Genomic DNA, 16,743 nt, shown 5'->3' with positions numbered 1-16,743 from the left:
GCGTGGGCAGATCGGGCGACGCACACGACGATGTGCCGCCCTGGCTGATAGACTGCCGCGCTGATCGAGAAGGACTCTCCCGTGAATTCAAGCATCTTCTGGTACGACTTCGAAACCACAGGAATCTCGCCCAGCCGCGACCGTCCGTTGCAGGTGGCGGGTATCCGCACCAACGAGGCGCTCGAGGAAGTCGGCGAGCCGCTGAACATCTATTGCCGTCCCTCCGACGACATCCTTCCGCATCCGGCGGCCTGCCTGGTCACTGGGATCACCCCCGCGACCCTCGAACAGAAGGGCTTGTGCGAGGCCGAATTCATTCATCGTCTGCATCAACAGCTGTCGTTGCCTGGCACCTGCGGCGCCGGTTACAACAGCCTGCGGTTCGACGACGAGGTGACGCGCTACAGCCTGTACCGCAACTTCTACGATCCCTATGCCCGTGAATGGCAGGGCGGCAACAGCCGCTGGGATCTGATCGATCTGGTACGCACGGCTTATGCTCTGCGCCCGGAAGGCCTGGTCTGGCCTGAAGAGGAGGGGCGGGTAACGCTCAAGCTCGAACGACTGAGTGTGGCCAACGGGCTGGAACATCTGAACGCGCACGATGCGCTATCCGATGTGCGCGCGACCATCGCCCTGGCCAGACTCGTTCGTGATCGGCAGCCGCGGCTGTACGACTATCTCTACAACCTGCGCCGCAAGCAGGCGGTGCTTGAGCAGATCCGGTTGCTGGAACCCATGGTGCACGTGTCCGGCCGCTTCTCCGCTGCACGGCATTTTCTCTCGGTGGTCCTGCCGCTGGGCTGGCACCCGCGCAATCGCAATGCGCTGATCGTCTGCGATCTGCAGGCCGGACCGGAGCCGCTCTTGCAGGAAACGGCTGAAACGCTGCGTCAGCGCCTGTATACCCGACGTGACCAGCTCGCCGATGGCGAGTTGCCGGTGCCCTTGAAGCTGGTGCACGTCAACAAGTGTCCCGTGGTGGCGCCGCTCAAGGTTTTGCGCACGCAAGACATCCAGCGCCTTGGTCTGGATATGCCGGTTTGCCATGAGCGTGCAGCGATGCTTCGAGAGCAGCGGCAGATCTGGAGCACCAAGCTCGAAGACATCTATCGCGAAGACCGCTTCGCTGGCACTGATGATCCGGAGCAGCAGCTGTATGACGGTTTTCTCGGGGACCGCGACCGGCGGCTGTGCGACCAGGTCCGTAGCCTGTCACCTGCGGAGCTGGCGAAACAGCCATTCCGATTCGATGATGCGCGCCTCGACGAGCTGTTGTTTCGTTACCGCGCGCGTAACTTTCCTGAAGCGTTATCCGTCGACGAGCAAGCGCAATGGCGTCAGTTCTGCCAACAGCGGCTGAGTGATGGGGCATGTGGCGCGCCCAACACCCTCGTGCAGTTCGAGTCGGATATCGAGCAATTCATGATCGGCGCCACGCCGGCACAACGGCAACTGTTGCAGCAATGGCGCGAGTACGGTCAGGGGTTGCGTGAGCGTTACCGCTTGAGCAATTAACTCTTGGGGAGGGCGTATGTTTGTGCGCCACGCCTGAATCGAGCGGGGAAGGAAGAGTGCAGCACAAATAAAAACGCCGTTTCCCGACATCAATGATTAATGTCGAGAAACGGCGTTCGTTATAAACCGTAGCCGCTTAGCCGAGAAGGGTGGCCCAGCTTTCCACGGTGTCGGAGCCCCACTGGGCTTTCCATTCTTTCAGGGTCTTGTGATTGCCGCCTTTGGTTTCAATCACTTCACCGCTGTGTGGGTTTTTATATTGCTTCACGCGGCGGGCGCGCTTGCTGGTCGCGGGAGCTTTTGCAGCGCGAGGGCTCTTGCTGTTGCGAGAGGCTTCCGGATCGAGCAGGGCAATGATGTCGCGCAGGGACTTCTGGTATTCACCCATGAGTTCGCGCAGCTTGCCTTCGAATTCCAGTTCCTTTTTCAGCTTGTCGTCTTCGGACAGCGACTTCAGGCGCTCTTGAAGTTCCTTGATGGCTTCTTCAGTAGCGCGATACTCATTGATAAGTGACATATGACTTCCTTGGGATAGGTTTGAACGCAAGTGGCAGCAATCATAGTCCTGCGTAATCCGCAAGTAAATATAGCCTTGTAAAAAAGCCACACTACTATTTGAAAGGATATGTGACGCAGGCTAAGAGCTGCTATTGCAGCTATGCGCAGGCTTAAATCAAGCGGAAAGCCTGTTTTATCGGACAAGTTTTTTCGATTGGTTTTTATGCTTTGCATAACAAACCGATGACTGCGAGCCGCGCCGTTTGCGTCATCGCGCATAGTTGGCGCTGCGCCTCGATCTTAATGGCGATGGCTGTGCTTTTGTCTGCTGGGCTAGAATGCCGCATTTCCCATTGAGTCGGAGTAACCGTTGATGCGCACTTTCAGGCTGGTCATTGCCTGTCCCGATGGCGTTGGCATTGTTGCCAAGGTCAGTAACTTTCTTGCCACTTACAACGGCTGGATCACTGAAGCCAACCATCATTCGGATCACCAGAGCGGTTGGTTCTTCATGCGTCACGAGATTCGCGCGGACTCACTGCCTTTCGATCTGGACGGTTTCCGTCAGGCGTTCGCTCCGATCGCTCGTGAGTTTTCAATGGAGTGGCGAGTCACCGACTCCGAGCAACGCAAACGCGTGGTGCTGATGGCCAGTCGCGAATCCCACTGCCTGGCCGATCTGCTGCACCGTTGGCACAGCGGCGAGCTGGACTGCGACATTCCCTGCGTGATTTCCAACCATGACGACCTGCGCAGCATGGTCGAATGGCATGGCATTCCCTACATTCACGTGCCGGTCGACCCCGCCAATAAGCAGGAGGCGTTCGCCGAAGTCACCCGCCTGGTCCGCGAGCAGCGCGCCGATGTGATTGTGCTCGCGCGGTACATGCAGATCTTGCCGTCCGAGCTGTGCGACGAGTTCGCCCAGCGCGTGATCAACATCCATCACAGCTTTCTGCCGTCCTTCGTCGGCGCCAAGCCCTATCACCAGGCCTCGCTGCGCGGCGTGAAGCTGATCGGCGCCACCTGTCACTATGTAACCGAGGAGCTCGACGCCGGCCCGATCATCGAACAGGACGTGGTGCGCGTGAGCCATCGCGACAGCATCGAGGACATGGTCCGGCTCGGCAAGGACGTAGAGAAGATGGTGCTTTCTCGCGGCCTGCGCTATCACTTGGAAGACCGTGTGCTGGTACACAGCAACAAGACGATGGTGTTCAACTGACATCCGGGAGCATCTGTGACCGATCCCCTCGAGCGTGCCGCGGCCAAGGCGCCGCCCATCATCGGCAGTGGTTGTACACAGCGATACGATCCCGAGGCGCTGTCGCCCGAGCAGGGCGCCGAGTTCGCCGATGCCGCAGCGCTATGGGCCGAGCTTCAGGCTGAGCAGGGCAATGCAGGTCGGCAATCGAGTGCATCGACGGCCGACGAGAGCGCCCCATCCGGAGCGCGCGAGCACGACAAGGAGGCGGGTTGATGAAGGCTGCAATCGATCGTCTGGTACTCGGCGCTGATGCGACGGGTGAACCGAACAGCCAATCCCTGCGCCTGGCCAATCGGCACGGGTTGATTGCCGGAGCCACCGGCACCGGTAAGACAGTGACCTTGCAACGTCTGGCCGAGCAGTTCAGCGATGCCGGAGTTGCCGTGTTCGCTGCCGACATCAAGGGCGATCTCTGTGGCCTGGGTGCTGCCGGTGCACCGCAGGGCAAGATCGCCGAGCGGATCGCCAGCATGCCCTGGCTGGACCATCAGCCGCAGGCGTACCCGGTAACCCTGTGGGACGTGCATGGTCGTAGCGGCCATCCGCTGCGTACTACGTTGAGCGAGATGGGGCCGCTGCTGCTGGGAAGCCTGCTGCAGCTCACCGACAGCCAGCAGGCCGCTTTGTACGCGGCGTTCAAGGTGGCAGACCGCGAAGGCCTGCTGTTACTCGATCTGAAGGACCTCAAGGCGCTGTTGGCGCACCTCAAGGCTGAGCCGCAGTTGCTCGGCGACGACAGTGCATTGTTCACCGGTGCATCGTCACAGGCCCTGCTGCGGCGCCTGGCAACGCTCGAACAGCAGGGCGCCGAGGCGCTGTTCGGTGAGCCAGCGCTGCAACTCGAGGATCTGTTGCACCCCGCGGCGGACGGCCGAGGTCCCATCCATCTGCTCGATGCCAGCGTACTGGTGCATGAGGCGCCCAAGGTTTATGCGACCTTCCTGCTATGGCTGCTTGCCGAACTCTTCGAGCAGCTTCCGGAGCGGGGCGATGCCGACAGGCCTTTGCTGGTCCTGTTCTTCGATGAGGCGCACCTTCTGTTTGGCGATACGCCCAAGGCGTTGCAGGAGCGGCTGGTGCAGGGGGTGCGGCTGATTCGTTCGAAAGGTGTTGGCGTCTATTTCGTCACTCAGTCCCCAGCCGATCTGCCTGACCAGGTACTGGCGCAGCTGGGGCTGCGAATCCAGCATGGTTTGCGGGCATACACCGTCAAGGAGCAGAAAGCACTGCGCTCGGTGGCTGACGGATTTCGTGCGAACCCGAACTTTGCGACGCTGGATGTGCTGACCCAGTTGGGCATCGGCGAGGCCCTGGTCGGTGGGCTCGAGGCGAAAGGCACGCCGGCGATGGTGCAGCGAGTCTCGATCGCGCCGCCACAGTCGCGAGTGGGGCCGCTGAGTGAAGCTGAGCGCATGCAGCTTATCGCGAGGTCCAGCTTGCGTGGCCGTTATGACAAGCCCGTCGACCGTGAGTCGGCCTACGAAATACTGAGTGCTCGGGCCATGCAGGCAGTCGAGGAGGCTGAGCGTCCGGTCGAGAAGCCTGCGCGAGGCAAGAGCAGTGCAGGCAGCGATCTGGGGGATCTGGCCGGACGAGTCGTCAAAAGTGCGTTGAGCCAGGCTGCCAGTCAGTTGGGGCGTCAGTTGGCCAGAGGGTTGCTCGGCTCGTTACTCGGCGGTAAGCGCTGACTTATCGGCGCTCTTCAGTTCACTACTGCTGTTTGTATTGGCTGCGCTAGTTGACTTCCTGACCTGCACGGAGGTCAGGATCAGGCTTGCCCAGTTGCCGCGCTTTCACAATCGGCATGTTTTTCCTGTTCGAGCTTCTGCAGTTCCCGCTGAAACACTTGATCAAGCACAGTGGGTTTCTTGCGCCACGGCTTGCGCTCGGGTTCGCGTTCAGCCGCGTAAGTCGTAATTTCACCACCATAGACATTGGTAAAGCGCTGCGCCTGGCGCTCAAGTTCGGCGCGCAGTTCGTCTTTCGTCACGTAAGGATCCTGTTTTTCTAGTTTGAATTAAGACGCCTCTGAAAATGAATGACGCGTCTTTGGTTGTAACCGAAGTTTTCAGTTGCAACAGAGTCGAGCTTATGTGCGTGAGACTGGAGGTCAACTGAAAAGGTTTAAGCAATTACGTGGCAGGCGGCAGATTCGAGCAGTAGTTCAAAAAAACCAGGTTATCTGCGGCATTGACACTACGTTTGCGGCAAGGCGCTACACGGATTTCCGCAAGTATGCGCTTTCAGGTACGCACAGAGCCAGAAATCGAGCAAAGAAAAACCCGCCGAAGCGGGCTTTCCTCTCGTTACTTGGCGAACATTAACGGGCAACTTTGGCTTCGTTGCTCTGTTCGGCGCGGCCGTAAACGTCATCAAAGCGCTCGATGTCGTCTTCACCCAGATAGCTGCCGGACTGGACTTCGATGATCTCCAGCGGAATTTTCCCGGGGTTGGCCAGGCGATGCACTGACGTGATCGGGATATAAGTCGACTGATTTTCGGTGAGCAGGAAAGTCTTGTCGTTGCAGGTGACCTGAGCGGTACCGGAAACAACGATCCAATGCTCGGCGCGATGGTGGTGCATCTGCAGGGAGAGGCTGGCCCCTGGGTTCACGCAGATACGCTTGACCTGGAAGCGGCCACCCATGTCCACCGAGTCATACCAGCCCCAAGGGCGGTACACGGCGCAGTGGTTCTTGGTTTCGCTGCGGTCCTGAGTGTCGAGCTTGCTGACCAGCTTCTTGACGTCCTGCACCTTGTCCTTGTGGGCAACCATCATGGCGTCCTTGGTCTCCACCACCACGATGTTTTCCAGGCCGAGCACGGTGACCAGTTTGCCGTTGCCGTGTACCAGGCAGTTGCGCGAGTCTTCGGCGATCACGTCGCCCTTGAGGACGTTACCGTTCTCGTCCTTCTCGTGCACATCCCAGATCGAAGACCAGGAGCCGACATCGCTCCAGCCAGCCGACATGGGCACTACGCAAGCCAGTTGAGTCTTTTCCATCACTGCATAGTCGATGGAGTTGTCCGGGCAACAGGCGAAGGTGGCGGGGGCGATCAGCACTTCTTCGCCGTTCTTCACGCTGCGCTCCAGGGCGAGCGAGCAGGTATCGTAGATGTCCGGATCGTGCTTCTTCAGTTCTTCCAGGAACACGCTGGCGCGGAACAGGAACATGCCGCTGTTCCAGAAATAGTCACCTGACTCCAGATAGCTCTGGGCGCGAGCCTCATCCGGCTTCTCGACGAACTGCGCCACGCGCTTGATGCCATCGGGCAGACCATGATTGGCGTCCTGGCTGGCTTTGATATAACCGAAACCGGTTTCAGGACGGGTTGGGGGAACACCGAAAAGAACCATCTCGCCGTTTTCCGCGGCATTGGTCGCCAGTGCCAGGGAGCGCTGGAAGGCCTTCTGGTCTTCGATGACATGGTCGGCCGGCAGGACTAGCAGCAGCTCGTCGCGCCCCTCTTCAACCAGCTTCATCGCCGCGATCCCAATGGCCGGTGCGGTGTTACGACCGAAAGGCTCGAGCAGAAGGCCTTGAACGCCGAGCTTGCGCGCGGCCAGCTGCTCCTTGACGATGAAACGGTGGTCCTTGTTGCAGACCAGCAGCGGTTGCTGCATGCCATCGAACGCCAGGCGTTCGACGGTCTGCTGGAACAACGTCTGCTCGCCGGTCAGGGCAAGAAACTGCTTGGGGAACGACTTGCGGGAAAGGGGCCACAGTCGGGAGCCGCTACCGCCTGAAAGAATAACCGGGATCATATTGCTTCTCCTGAATCGTTTCGAAGGTCGTTCTACTTGTCCGGTGACGCCGGCCTCTTGGCCGCGCCTGGGTTGTTACTGTTCTTTGTCGGAGGAATCGCCAGTTGGCTGGACGAAATCCACTCTGTCCCAAGGCATGCCTCGAGATTGAAATCTGCTGTCTGGTTAATCGCCTGGATGTCGCACCGTGGCCGTTCAGGCCGCATGTGTATCGGGCGAGATGTCGATCATGGTCATCTGCACCGGGCGCTCGTGGTCGGCGTTTGGCGCGCTACTGAGGAGCGCCATCGTCGCGCGCGGTGTGTGGCACCTGTCGGTCGAGCGGGAGTGATGCGCTTGCATGGCCGTAACCCTCTGTTCGTGCCTTGCTCGGCGTTTGCCGTGTCAGATGCCGCGTAGGCTCTGCTCGACGCCGCGGCTGTGGGCTGGATAATCAGCCGTATCGCCGTCTGAAGTTGCGCTACCGCCAAGATCGACTGACGATCTCGAACGGAGCGATCTGCGAAATTGATGACCCAATGCACGTTCATGTGCGACTTCCCTTTCCACCTGGAATTGTCGGTACGCGCTTATGATTGCGAGCCACGCTGGATAGTTCCCGCCTCGGCAACCGTTGATCGGCCAGTTTTTGCGAACGGATTCAAGGTGCGCTCATCTGCCCAGGGCAATGCGGACGGTTGATCGGGAGGTCTTGGTAGAGGCAGTGGGACGTGCTGGGCGGACCCGCTAATGGAGTCGCTGAGGGCAGCGGTAGAGCCCGTACGGGCTCTGCCGCCGGCATTGCGTTTTACTGGTCGGCGGCGTCGCGCAGGAATACCAAGCGGTCGCGGGTCGAGTCATCCCGACTGTAGCGGTAGCCCTGGTAGTCGAACTCTGGCAGCTGATCAGGGTTGCCGATGCGTTCCTTGATCACCCAGCGGGCCATCAGGCCTCGTGCCTTTTTCGCGTAGAACGAGATGATTTTGTACTGGCCGTTCTTCATGTCCTTGAAGTCGACGTTGATGACTCGTGCGTTCAGCGCCTTGCGTTTGACCGCGCTGAAGTACTCGTTGGAGGCCAGATTCAGCAGGACATCGTCACCCTGCTCGACAAGCGCCTCGTTCAGCCAGCCAGTGATGCGCTCGCCCCAGAATGCGTACAGATCCTTGCCGCGCGGATTGGCCAGTTTGGTGCCCATTTCCAGCCGATACGGCTGCATCAGGTCCAGCGGGCGCAACAGGCCGTAAAGCCCCGACAGCATGCGCAGATGCTCCTGTGCGAACAGCAGGTCGCTCTCGGTGAAATCCTCGACGCTCAGACCGGTGTAGACATCGCCCTTGAAGGCGAGCAGTGCCTGCTTGGCATTCTCCGGCGTGAATTCAGCCGACCAACTGCCGTAGCGCGCGACGTTCAGGGCGGCCAGCTTGTCGGAAAGGTGCATGAGTTCGCTGATCTGCGCTGGCGAGTAATCGCGCAACAGGTCGATCAGCAGTTGCGAGTGCTCCAGGTACTGAGGCTGAGTGAAGCGTTCGGTTATCGGGGGTGTTTCATAGTCGAGCGTCTTGGCGGGGGAAATCACCATCAGCATGTACGGGTCTCCTGTCTGATGGCGCGATTGTAGGGGTACGAGCGGAGCGGCTCCAGCTATGGCGGCCATAGGCAACGGTTGACCTTCCCCGCGTGGCAAGGCACAAGCTGGAAGGCGTCAATCAAGGAGTTCGTATGTCTGGCTGCAATCATGCGCAATGGCAACCACCTCACGACTACCGTCCGCTGGAGCGCAACTCCGAGCGTCAGACCTGGGCGGTGGTCATTCTGACCGGCTTGACCATGTTGGTGGAGATCATCGCCGGTTACTGGTTCAACTCCATGGCGTTGCTGGCGGACGGCTGGCATATGGCCTCGCACATGGTAGCCATCGGCCTGGCGGCGTTGGCGTATCTGCTGGCTCGGCGCTACGCGGCGGACCAGCGTTTCGCGTTCGGAACCTGGAAGATCGAGGTGCTGGCCGGTTTCACCAGCGCCTTGCTGCTGGTCGTCGTGGCGCTGTTCATGATCGGCGAATCGCTGTCGCGGCTCTGGTCGCCGGTCGCGATCGGTTTCGATGCAGCTTTGATGGTCGCCGTGATCGGCTTGCTGGTGAATCTGCTGTCCGCCTGGTTGCTGCGGGATCAGCATGACCACGGTCACGGTCACGGTCACGGTCACGGTCACGACGAGCATGCGCATGAGCATGAACACGCTTCGGGTGGCAAGGACCTGAATCGGCACGCCGCCTTCATCCATGTGCTGACCGATGCGCTGACGTCGGTGGCTGCGATCATCGCGCTGCTGGGCGGCAAGTTCTTCGGCTGGAGCTGGCTGGACCCGGTGATGGGTATCGTCGGCGCGCTGGTGATCCTTGTATGGGCGCGCGGCCTGTTGCGCGATACCGCCAAGGTGCTGCTCGATCGGGAGATGGATGATCCGCTGGTGCACAGGGTTCGGGAAGCGCTGCAGGAGGTGCCGGATACCGAGGTCGCCGATCTGCATCTGTGGCGGGTAGGGCGGTCGCAATACAGCTGCATCCTGAGCCTGGTGACGCATCAGGCGCACACCGCCGACCACTACAAGGCTGCGTTGCAGGGCTTCCCACAGCTGGTGCACATCACCGTGGAAGTGAATCGCTGCGACGAAAGCGCGCACCTTGATCATCGACAATAGCGCGGCTGAAATACGCGCGCCAAGGCCGTTTGGTCGATTCGTGAAAAAAAGCCGAGTTCAACGGAAAAGTCTTTTGTCTGTCATAACTTTTACGGTATTACCGAATTCAGACCGCCGAACCCTGCGACACAGGTGGCGGCTCCTGGGCAGCCCCGAATCCACCGGCTACCCTCGTCCGCTCACCTGAATCGCATGGCGGTTACTGTGCAGCGAAGCGCTTTTGGCTCTTCGTTTCTGGCCCCAGAAGAAGGTGATCGGTATGGATGACTACGGCAGACCTCGCGCGACCCAGCCCACGCTCTACGTCCTCGACACGAATGTACTGATCCACGATCCCAACGCTTTGCTGAACTTCCAGGAACATCAGGTCGCCATCCCGATGACCGTGCTGGAGGAACTCGACCAGCTCAAGGCTGGCAAGCACAGCGTCGCAGCCGAGTGTCGTCAGGCAATCCGCTTGATCGACAAGCTGCTCGGTGACGCCACGCCGGAAGAGGTCGAGCTCGGCGTGCCGATCCAGCGCGGCAAGGGCGGGCCTTCCGGCAGTCTTTCGATCCTCATGAGCAAGCGTGGCGAGTCCAGCGCGTTGCCGGAGGATCTGAACGACAACAAGATCATCAATCAGGTGGTCGAGCTGAGCAGACGGCGTCCAGGCTTGCCTGTGGTGCTGGTGACCAAGGACATCAACATGCGCCTGAAGGCGCGTGCCTGTGGCGTAGCGGCGGAGGATTACCATACCGATCAGCTGGTCGATGACGTCGGCCAGCTTTCCCCCGGCTATCACAGCGTCAGCGGCTCGTTCTGGGATCGCGTGAGCAAGGTCGAGACCCATCAGGGGCATGGGCGCACCTGGCACCGCGTGCAGCTGACCGACAACCTTCCCGCGGTACACATCAACGAGTTCATCATCGACGAACAGGGCTTTGTCGGCTGGATCAAGGGCATCAAGGCCGATGAGCTGCTGCTGCTCGACCTGCATCAGGAGCCGCTGCTGCATCAGGAGGCCTGGGGCCTGCGCCCGCGGGACATCCATCAGGCATTGGCGCTGTTCGCCTTGCTCGACCCGGATATCCATCTGGTCAACCTGTCCGGTGCCGCCGGTTCGGGCAAGACCATCCTCGCGCTGGCTGCGGCCATCGAGCAGACCGTGGTCAGCAAGCGCTACCGGCGCATCATCGCCACCCGCAGCGTACAGGGGCTGGACGAGGACATCGGCTTTCTGCCCGGCACCGAGGCCGAGAAGATGGAGCCGTGGCTGGGTGCAATCACCGATAACCTCGAAGCGCTGCACATGGAGGACGAGAACACCCACGGCAGCATCGACTACATCCTGCAAAAGGTGCCGCTGCAGTTTAAATCGCTGAACTACATCCGCGGTCGCAGCTTCCAGCAGAGCCTGATCCTGATCGACGAATGCCAGAACCTCACGCCGCATCAGATGAAGACCATCATCACCCGCGCGGGCAACGGCTCGAAGGTGGTCTGTCTGGGCAATCTGGCGCAGATCGACACGCCTTATCTGTCCGCGACCAGTTCGGGGCTTACTTACCTGACCGAGCGCTTCAAGGATTTCTCCCACGGTGTGCACATCACCTTGCAGGGCGTGCCGCGTTCGGTGCTGGCCGAGTACGCCGAAGCGCACATGTAGCCGAGACGCGTGCGGCGATGGCCCGGTAGTACCTCTTACGGGGGCGGGTTCATCGCCGGCGGCTGCGGTAGACTCGTGATTTTCCGATCAGGAGCGCCGAATGCTCACCCATCTCGATTCCCAAGGCCGGGCCAGCATGGTCGACGTCACCGACAAGGCCGTGACCGCGCGTGAAGCCGTGGCCGAGGCCCGCGTGCGCATGCTGCCGCAGACCCTGCAAATGATCCAGCAGGGTGGTCATCCCAAGGGCGATGTCTTCGCCGTGGCGCGCATCGCCGGCATCCAGGCGGCAAAGAAGACCTACGAACTGATTCCGCTGTGTCATCCGCTGCTGCTCACCAGCATCAAGGTCGAGCTGCAGGCGGATGGTGAAGACTGCGTACTGATTCGCGCTGCCTGCAAGCTGGCCGGGCAGACAGGTGTCGAGATGGAAGCGTTGACCGCTGCCAGCGTCGCTGCGCTGACCATCTACGACATGTGCAAGGCCGTGGATCGCGGCATGGTCATCGAAGGCGTGCGCCTGCTGGAAAAACTCGGCGGCAAGAGCGGTCACTGGCAGGTGCCGGCATGATTACCGTCCAGTTCTTTGCCCGTTATCGCGAAACCCTGGGCACTGATGGCGAGCGCCTGCAGTGGGATGCTTCGCTCGCCAACGTGGATGACGTGCGCCAGCAGCTGCTTGCGCGGGGCGGTGTCTGGGAGGTGCTTGCCGAGCAGAACCTGATGTGTGCCCGTAATCAGGAGCTCTGTGGTCTCGATGAGCCGATCACCGATGACGATGAAGTCGCTTTCTTTCCCACCGTGACCGGAGGCTGAGCATGGCGGTTCGTGTACAGACGGCAGCGTTCGATCCGGGGGCCGAACTCAATGCGCTGCATGCGGCCAACCTGGGGATTGGCGCGGTCGCCGGGTTCGTCGGTTACGTAAGGGATTTCAATGATGGGCAGGATGTCGCCGGAATGTTCCTCGAACATGCGCCGGGGATGACCGAAAAGGCACTGGAGAAAATCATTATCGAGGCGGAGCAGCGCTGGCCATTATTGCGGCTCGACGTGCTGCATCGCGTCGGGCCCCTGGAGCCAGGTGAGCCGATCGTCTTCGTCGGCGCGGCGAGCGCCCATCGCGACGCTGCCTTCGACGCCTGTCGCTTTGTGATGGACTACCTGAAGACGCGGGCGCCGTTCTGGAAGAAGGAAACCACGCCGTCCGGGCCACGCTGGGTGGAGGGCCGCGCGAGTGATCAGGTCGCGGCTGAGCGTTGGAGCGAGAACGACTGAGCCGTCAATAGAAGGTGATGTACATCTTGAAGGCCAGCGTCGAGAACATGGTGAGCACGCCCAGGCCAAGAAGGCCCACGCCCCAGTCCCGGTCCCGGTAGTTGAAACCTACGCAGAGCAGGATGAAGCCGGTGACGATTAGCGACAGTAGCCAGTGCATGCTGTCCATCGATGTCTCCTCGATTTCCGATCTAGCTACCACTCTAGCCGCTTGACCTCTGTTGAGGCCTGATTCAGGTCATTGATGGAGGAGGCGAGTGACGGTCGCAGGAGCGCGGCGAATGCCGCGCCCAATAGGCTCAGCGCGAATGAGGGACCGGGGCGAGCAGTTCCGCCGGCGGCATTTCGCACTGAATCTTGCGGCCAATCAGCGCTTCGATCGGCGGCAGGGCGAAGGAGTCGTCCTCGCCGGCGAAGCTGATCGACGTGCCGCTGGTGCCGGCACGGCCGGTGCGGCCGATGCGGTGCACGTAGTCATCCGGATCTTCCGGCAGCGTAAAGTTGATCACGTGGCTGATGCCGTCGACATGGATGCCTCGACCGGCGACATCGGTCGCCACCAGTACCCGAATCTTGCCCTCGCGGAAACCTTCCAGCGTGCGGATGCGCTTGTGCTGCGGCACGTCGCCGGACATCTGCGCGGCGCTGATGCCGTCCCGGGTCAGGCGTTCCTCGATGCGCCGCACTTCATCCTTGCGGTTGGCGAAGACCATCACCCGCGTCCAGTCATTCTGGGTGATCAGGTTGTACAGCAGCTTGTACTTGTCGCTGCCAGCCACGGCGAATACGTGTTGCTCGACGGTGTCGCTGGCGACGTTTTCCGGCTCGATCTCGACCACGGCGGGGTTGGTCGTCCACTGCTGCGCCAGGTTCATCACGTCATCGGTGAACGTGGCTGAGAACAGCAGGGTCTGGCGTTCGCTCTTGGGCGGCGTCTGCCGGATGATCTGGCGGACCTGCGGAATGAAGCCCATGTCGAGCATGCGATCGGCTTCATCCAGCACCATCACCTCGACCATGTCCAGATGCACCTCGCCGCGCTGGTTGAAATCCAGCAGGCGCCCGGGTGTGGCAACCAGGATGTCGCAGAATTTCGATTCCAGCAGCTTGAGCTGCTTGTCGAAGTCCATGCCGCCGACGAAGCTCATCACGTTCAGGTTGGTGTATTTGGTCAGGTCCAGCGCGTCATTGGCGATCTGCACCACGAGTTCACGGGTCGGCGCGATGATCAGTGCGCGCGGTTCGCCCATATAGCGGTCCCGCGGCGGTGGAGTGTCGAGCAGCTGTGTGATGGTGGAGATGAGAAACGCAGCCGTCTTGCCGGTGCCGGTCTGGGCGCGGCCAATGGCGTCTCTGCCGGCGAGGGTATAGCCGAGCACCTGGGCCTGGATCGGCGTGCAGTACGGAAAACCCAGGTCATGAATTGCGTGCATCAGCTCGGGTGCGAGCTTGAAGTCGTGGAAGCGGGTCTTGCCTTCGGCCGCTTCGACCTCGAAGTCCTCCAGCTTCCACGCCGGAGCGGCGGGTTTTGGCGGCTTGCTGCTGCGTTGACGGCGCGGCTTTTCGGCGGCGCGCTCAGCGGTCTGCGACTTGGGTTGAGAATCAGGCGTCGTTGCTTGCTGAGGGGCGCTGTGTTGGCCCTCGTGGTCGGCGGCGAGCACGTCATCGGCTGCGCTGGCCCGTACATCCGGTGCCTTGCCAAAGATTTTCTTGAGTGCTTTGAGCACGGTCTTCTCGTCATTTATTAGGAAAGTGTCGCGCGCCAGTGTAATGCAAGACGCATGCATGGCGAAGCCTCGCGCACGGGAAGGCTTGGCTTCCAGCGGGCGCACTCGCGCCTGACGTACTGTTGTGTGATACCGCGCGGGCCTGGTCAGGGCCTTGGGGCATGGCTGTGTCTGATGCCAGGTTCAAGCGTGGCAGGATGCCGACCGCGCTTGAGCCTGCCAGGTGGCGGACGGTCAAGCGCACCGCTCATCCTTCCTTTGATGAATAGGCAACCGGAGCTGGTGCTCAGGAGGCGGCATTTTCGCCAAGCAAAGGTGCGAGCCAGTTGCCGATGTCGCGGATTTCCTCCGGGAGCACCTCGTGGCTCATCGGGTACTCGCGCCAGCTGACGTTGACGCCGGCGTCGTGCAGGCACTGATAGGCGGCACGGCCCATCGCAGGCGGCACTACATCATCGCGGCTGCCATGCAGGCATAGCGCCGGATAGCGCCGGACATCATCGGAAAGCTCGAGGCGCTCGGCAAATGTCGGGGCATAGGTGGACAGTGCGATGACGCCGCCCAGCGGGCCCTGCCAGCGCAGAAATGCCGTATGCAGCACCACCGCGCCGCCTTGGGAGAAGCCGGCGAGAAAGATGCGTGCCGGATCGATGCCCGCGTCACGCTGTGCTTCGATCAGACCGATGACCTGTTGCGCTGATGCCTCGAGTTGCTCGCGATCGATCGCGCGGGCTGGGCTCATGGCCAGGATGTCGTACCAGCTGGGCATGCTCCAGCCACCGTTGATGGTTACCGGACGCGTCGGTGCCTGCGGCAGAACGAAGCGAGCGCTATGAAGCTTCTGCTGCAGCGCTTCGGCCACAGGTAGGAAGTCATAGCGATCAGCGCCCAGGCCATGCAGCCAGATGATGCACGCATCGGCAATGCCATTGGGTTCGAGGATCAACGGTTCGCTCATAGATCGGCTCCAGTTGGGGGCAAGTTGCCTCGTCTTGGGGCATTACGTGCCGCCGGCGAGGGAGTGGCGCGAGGTTACCCGCTCGCGCACTTCGATAGAACCCGCAACCTGGCGTATCCATCATCATTGCCGGATGAGCTGGTACGCGCCTTGCTAAGTTCAGTTCGACTCAGAAGGGAACGGCTCGCATGAGCGAGTCGAGGTAATGGCACAAAGAACATTGCCGATCATCCACGGACGACTAGACTCAGGTCAGGCTGCGCCGCTTCGCTGCTGCCGGTTACGCATCGAGGGGCAACAGGCCCGAACCCGAGAATAAGAAAGCAAACTGGAGGTTTCGATGATTAGGGTGAAATCCACACTGGCTGCGCTGGGTGCAGCGTCACTGCTGGGAATCAGCGGGCTGGCGCAAGCGGGGGCGACCCTCGATGCAGTGCAGAAGAAAGGATTCGTGCAGTGCGGTATCAGTGATGGCCTTCCGGGCTTTTCCTACGCCGATGCAAAGGGGCAATACCTGGGGATCGACGTGGATGTCTGTCGCGCGGTGGCCGCCGCCGTGTTCGGTGACGCCAGCAAGGTCAAGTACAGTCCGTTGACCGCCAAGGAGCGCTTCACCGCGCTGCAATCCGCTGAAGTGGACATGCTGTCGCGCAACACCACCTGGACCAGCTCGCGTGATGCGGCGATGGGCCTGAATTTCACCGGCGTGACCTATTACGACGGTCAAGGCTTTCTGGTGAACAAGGAGCTGGGTGTCAAAAGTGCCAAGGAGCTGGATGGCGCGACTGTCTGCATTCAGGCAGGCACGACTACCGAACTCAATCTCTCCGATTATTTCCGCGCCAACAACCTGAAGTACACCCCCATCACATACGACACCTCGGATGAAAGCGCCAAGTCACTGGAGTCGGGCCGCTGCGACGTGCTCACTTCCGACCAGTCGCAGCTCTACGCCCAGCGCATCAAGCTGGCAAAGCCTGATGACTACGTAGTGCTACCCGAAGTGATATCCAAGGAGCCCCTCGGCCCGGCGGTCCGCCAAGGCGATGAGGAATGGTTCGATATCGTGCGTTGGACCTTGTTCGCCATGCTCAACGCCGAGGAATTGGGCATCACTTCGGCAAACGTCGAAGAAAAGGCCAAGAGCACCAAGAACCCTGACGTCGCCCGCCTGCTGGGTGTGGAGGGGGAATATGGCAAGGATCTGAAGCTGCCGAAGGACTGGGCGGTGCAGATCGTCAAGCAGGTCGGTAACTATGGCGAGATCTTCGATCGAAACGTCGGCGCCGGCAGCGAGCTGAAGATCGAACGTGGCCTCAATGCCCTGTGGAACAACGGCGGCGTGCAGTACGCCCCGCCGGTACGTTGACCAAGCGGGGCCGGCTACACCGGCCCCGTTTTC

The 16,743-nt window shown here is 60.8% G+C and carries 18 protein-coding genes; 11 read left to right on the top strand and 7 right to left on the bottom strand.

What is annotated here, in order from left to right; translation table 11 throughout:
- The first annotated feature begins 81 nt into the window (after nucleotides 1–81).
- Entirely contained in the window at nucleotides 82–1,518 is a 1,437-nt protein-coding gene (gene sbcB / locus LO50_RS15205) for an exodeoxyribonuclease I (protein WP_044315525.1), read from the top strand.
- A gap of 136 nt (nucleotides 1,519–1,654) precedes the next feature.
- Here sbcB and mvaT read toward each other — a convergent pair whose 3' ends face one another.
- The gene (gene mvaT / locus LO50_RS15200) at nucleotides 1,655–2,035 is read right to left on the bottom strand and encodes a histone-like nucleoid-structuring protein MvaT (protein WP_003303488.1); all 381 of its coding nucleotides are present in this window, start codon (nucleotides 2,033–2,035) and stop codon (nucleotides 1,655–1,657) included.
- A gap of 354 nt (nucleotides 2,036–2,389) precedes the next feature.
- Here mvaT and purU point away from each other — a divergent pair, with 354 nt between their 5' ends.
- The 3 genes from purU to LO50_RS15185 are packed head-to-tail and all read left to right on the top strand — an operon-like array spanning nucleotide 2,390 to nucleotide 4,971.
- Nucleotides 2,390–3,241 (top strand): formyltetrahydrofolate deformylase, encoded by an 852-nt coding sequence (gene purU, locus LO50_RS15195; RefSeq protein WP_023446811.1) that lies wholly within the window; start codon nucleotides 2,390–2,392, stop codon nucleotides 3,239–3,241.
- 15 nt (nucleotides 3,242–3,256) lie between these two features.
- The gene (locus LO50_RS15190) at nucleotides 3,257–3,496 is read left to right on the top strand and encodes a hypothetical protein (protein WP_044315524.1); all 240 of its coding nucleotides are present in this window, start codon (nucleotides 3,257–3,259) and stop codon (nucleotides 3,494–3,496) included.
- On the top strand, nucleotides 3,496–4,971 hold the full coding sequence (locus tag LO50_RS15185; protein WP_044315523.1) for a helicase HerA-like domain-containing protein: 1,476 nt from the start codon (nucleotides 3,496–3,498) through the stop codon (nucleotides 4,969–4,971). The genes LO50_RS15190 and LO50_RS15185 overlap by 1 nt, the downstream gene beginning before the upstream one ends.
- Before the next feature lie 80 nt (nucleotides 4,972–5,051).
- Here the strand turns inward: LO50_RS15185 and LO50_RS15180 are convergent, their stop codons facing one another.
- Together LO50_RS15180 and LO50_RS15175 are read right to left on the bottom strand one after the other, a co-directional pair.
- Nucleotides 5,052–5,273, bottom strand: a complete 222-nt coding sequence (locus LO50_RS15180) for a hypothetical protein (RefSeq protein ID WP_014821265.1) — start codon at nucleotides 5,271–5,273, stop codon at nucleotides 5,052–5,054.
- 330 nt (nucleotides 5,274–5,603) lie between these two features.
- Nucleotides 5,604–7,049, bottom strand: a complete 1,446-nt coding sequence (locus LO50_RS15175) for a mannose-1-phosphate guanylyltransferase/mannose-6-phosphate isomerase (protein ID WP_044315522.1) — start codon at nucleotides 7,047–7,049, stop codon at nucleotides 5,604–5,606.
- 187 nt (nucleotides 7,050–7,236) lie between these two features.
- Here LO50_RS15175 and LO50_RS24920 point away from each other — a divergent pair, with 187 nt between their 5' ends.
- Nucleotides 7,237–7,380, top strand: a complete 144-nt coding sequence (locus LO50_RS24920; RefSeq protein WP_161794490.1) for a hypothetical protein — start codon at nucleotides 7,237–7,239, stop codon at nucleotides 7,378–7,380.
- A gap of 456 nt (nucleotides 7,381–7,836) precedes the next feature.
- Here LO50_RS24920 and yaaA read toward each other — a convergent pair whose 3' ends face one another.
- Nucleotides 7,837–8,616 (bottom strand): peroxide stress protein YaaA, encoded by a 780-nt coding sequence (gene yaaA, locus LO50_RS15170; RefSeq protein WP_044315521.1) that lies wholly within the window; start codon nucleotides 8,614–8,616, stop codon nucleotides 7,837–7,839.
- Nucleotides 8,617–8,750: 134 nt separating this feature from the next.
- On the opposite strand from yaaA, the gene dmeF reads away from it, so the two are divergent.
- The 5 genes from dmeF (at nucleotide 8,751) to moaE (ending at nucleotide 12,656) form a co-directional block, all read left to right on the top strand.
- Nucleotides 8,751–9,731 carry a CDF family Co(II)/Ni(II) efflux transporter DmeF gene (dmeF, locus tag LO50_RS15165; protein ID WP_044315520.1) on the top strand — a complete coding sequence of 327 codons (981 nt, stop codon included), beginning with the start codon at nucleotides 8,751–8,753 and terminating at the stop codon, nucleotides 9,729–9,731.
- Between the two features lie 259 nt (nucleotides 9,732–9,990).
- A complete protein-coding gene (locus LO50_RS15160) occupies nucleotides 9,991–11,379 on the top strand; it encodes a PhoH family protein (RefSeq protein ID WP_044315519.1) in 1,389 nt (462 codons plus the stop codon).
- 100 nt (nucleotides 11,380–11,479) lie between these two features.
- Nucleotides 11,480–11,950, top strand: coding sequence for a cyclic pyranopterin monophosphate synthase MoaC (gene moaC / locus LO50_RS15155; RefSeq protein ID WP_014821260.1), 471 nt, complete (start codon nucleotides 11,480–11,482; stop codon nucleotides 11,948–11,950).
- The gene (locus LO50_RS15150; RefSeq protein WP_014821259.1) at nucleotides 11,947–12,195 is read left to right on the top strand and encodes a MoaD/ThiS family protein; all 249 of its coding nucleotides are present in this window, start codon (nucleotides 11,947–11,949) and stop codon (nucleotides 12,193–12,195) included. Before moaC ends, LO50_RS15150 begins: the two co-directional genes overlap by 4 nt.
- Before the next feature lie 2 nt (nucleotides 12,196–12,197).
- Nucleotides 12,198–12,656, top strand: a complete 459-nt coding sequence (gene moaE, locus LO50_RS15145) for a molybdopterin synthase catalytic subunit MoaE (protein ID WP_044315518.1) — start codon at nucleotides 12,198–12,200, stop codon at nucleotides 12,654–12,656.
- 4 nt (nucleotides 12,657–12,660) lie between these two features.
- Here moaE and LO50_RS25110 read toward each other — a convergent pair whose 3' ends face one another.
- The 3 genes from LO50_RS25110 to LO50_RS15135 form a co-directional block, all read right to left on the bottom strand.
- Nucleotides 12,661–12,825, bottom strand: a complete 165-nt coding sequence (locus tag LO50_RS25110) for a hypothetical protein (protein ID WP_162836514.1) — start codon at nucleotides 12,823–12,825, stop codon at nucleotides 12,661–12,663.
- A gap of 130 nt (nucleotides 12,826–12,955) precedes the next feature.
- Nucleotides 12,956–14,383 carry an ATP-dependent RNA helicase RhlB gene (rhlB, locus tag LO50_RS15140; RefSeq protein ID WP_044315517.1) on the bottom strand — a complete coding sequence of 476 codons (1,428 nt, stop codon included), beginning with the start codon at nucleotides 14,381–14,383 and terminating at the stop codon, nucleotides 12,956–12,958.
- 286 nt (nucleotides 14,384–14,669) lie between these two features.
- Entirely contained in the window at nucleotides 14,670–15,341 is a 672-nt protein-coding gene (locus LO50_RS15135; RefSeq protein WP_044315516.1) for an alpha/beta hydrolase, read from the bottom strand.
- A gap of 340 nt (nucleotides 15,342–15,681) precedes the next feature.
- On the opposite strand from LO50_RS15135, the gene LO50_RS15130 reads away from it, so the two are divergent.
- Nucleotides 15,682–16,710, top strand: coding sequence for an amino acid ABC transporter substrate-binding protein (locus LO50_RS15130; protein WP_044315515.1), 1,029 nt, complete (start codon nucleotides 15,682–15,684; stop codon nucleotides 16,708–16,710).
- The last annotated feature ends 33 nt before the right edge of the window (nucleotides 16,711–16,743 follow it).

It is taken from the genome of Stutzerimonas stutzeri (assembly GCF_000935215.1).
In the GTDB taxonomy this organism is placed as follows: Bacteria; Pseudomonadota; Gammaproteobacteria; order Pseudomonadales; family Pseudomonadaceae; genus Stutzerimonas.
The sequence above is the reverse complement of the archived record's forward strand: the minus strand, read 5'-3'. Positions and strand labels throughout refer to the sequence as shown.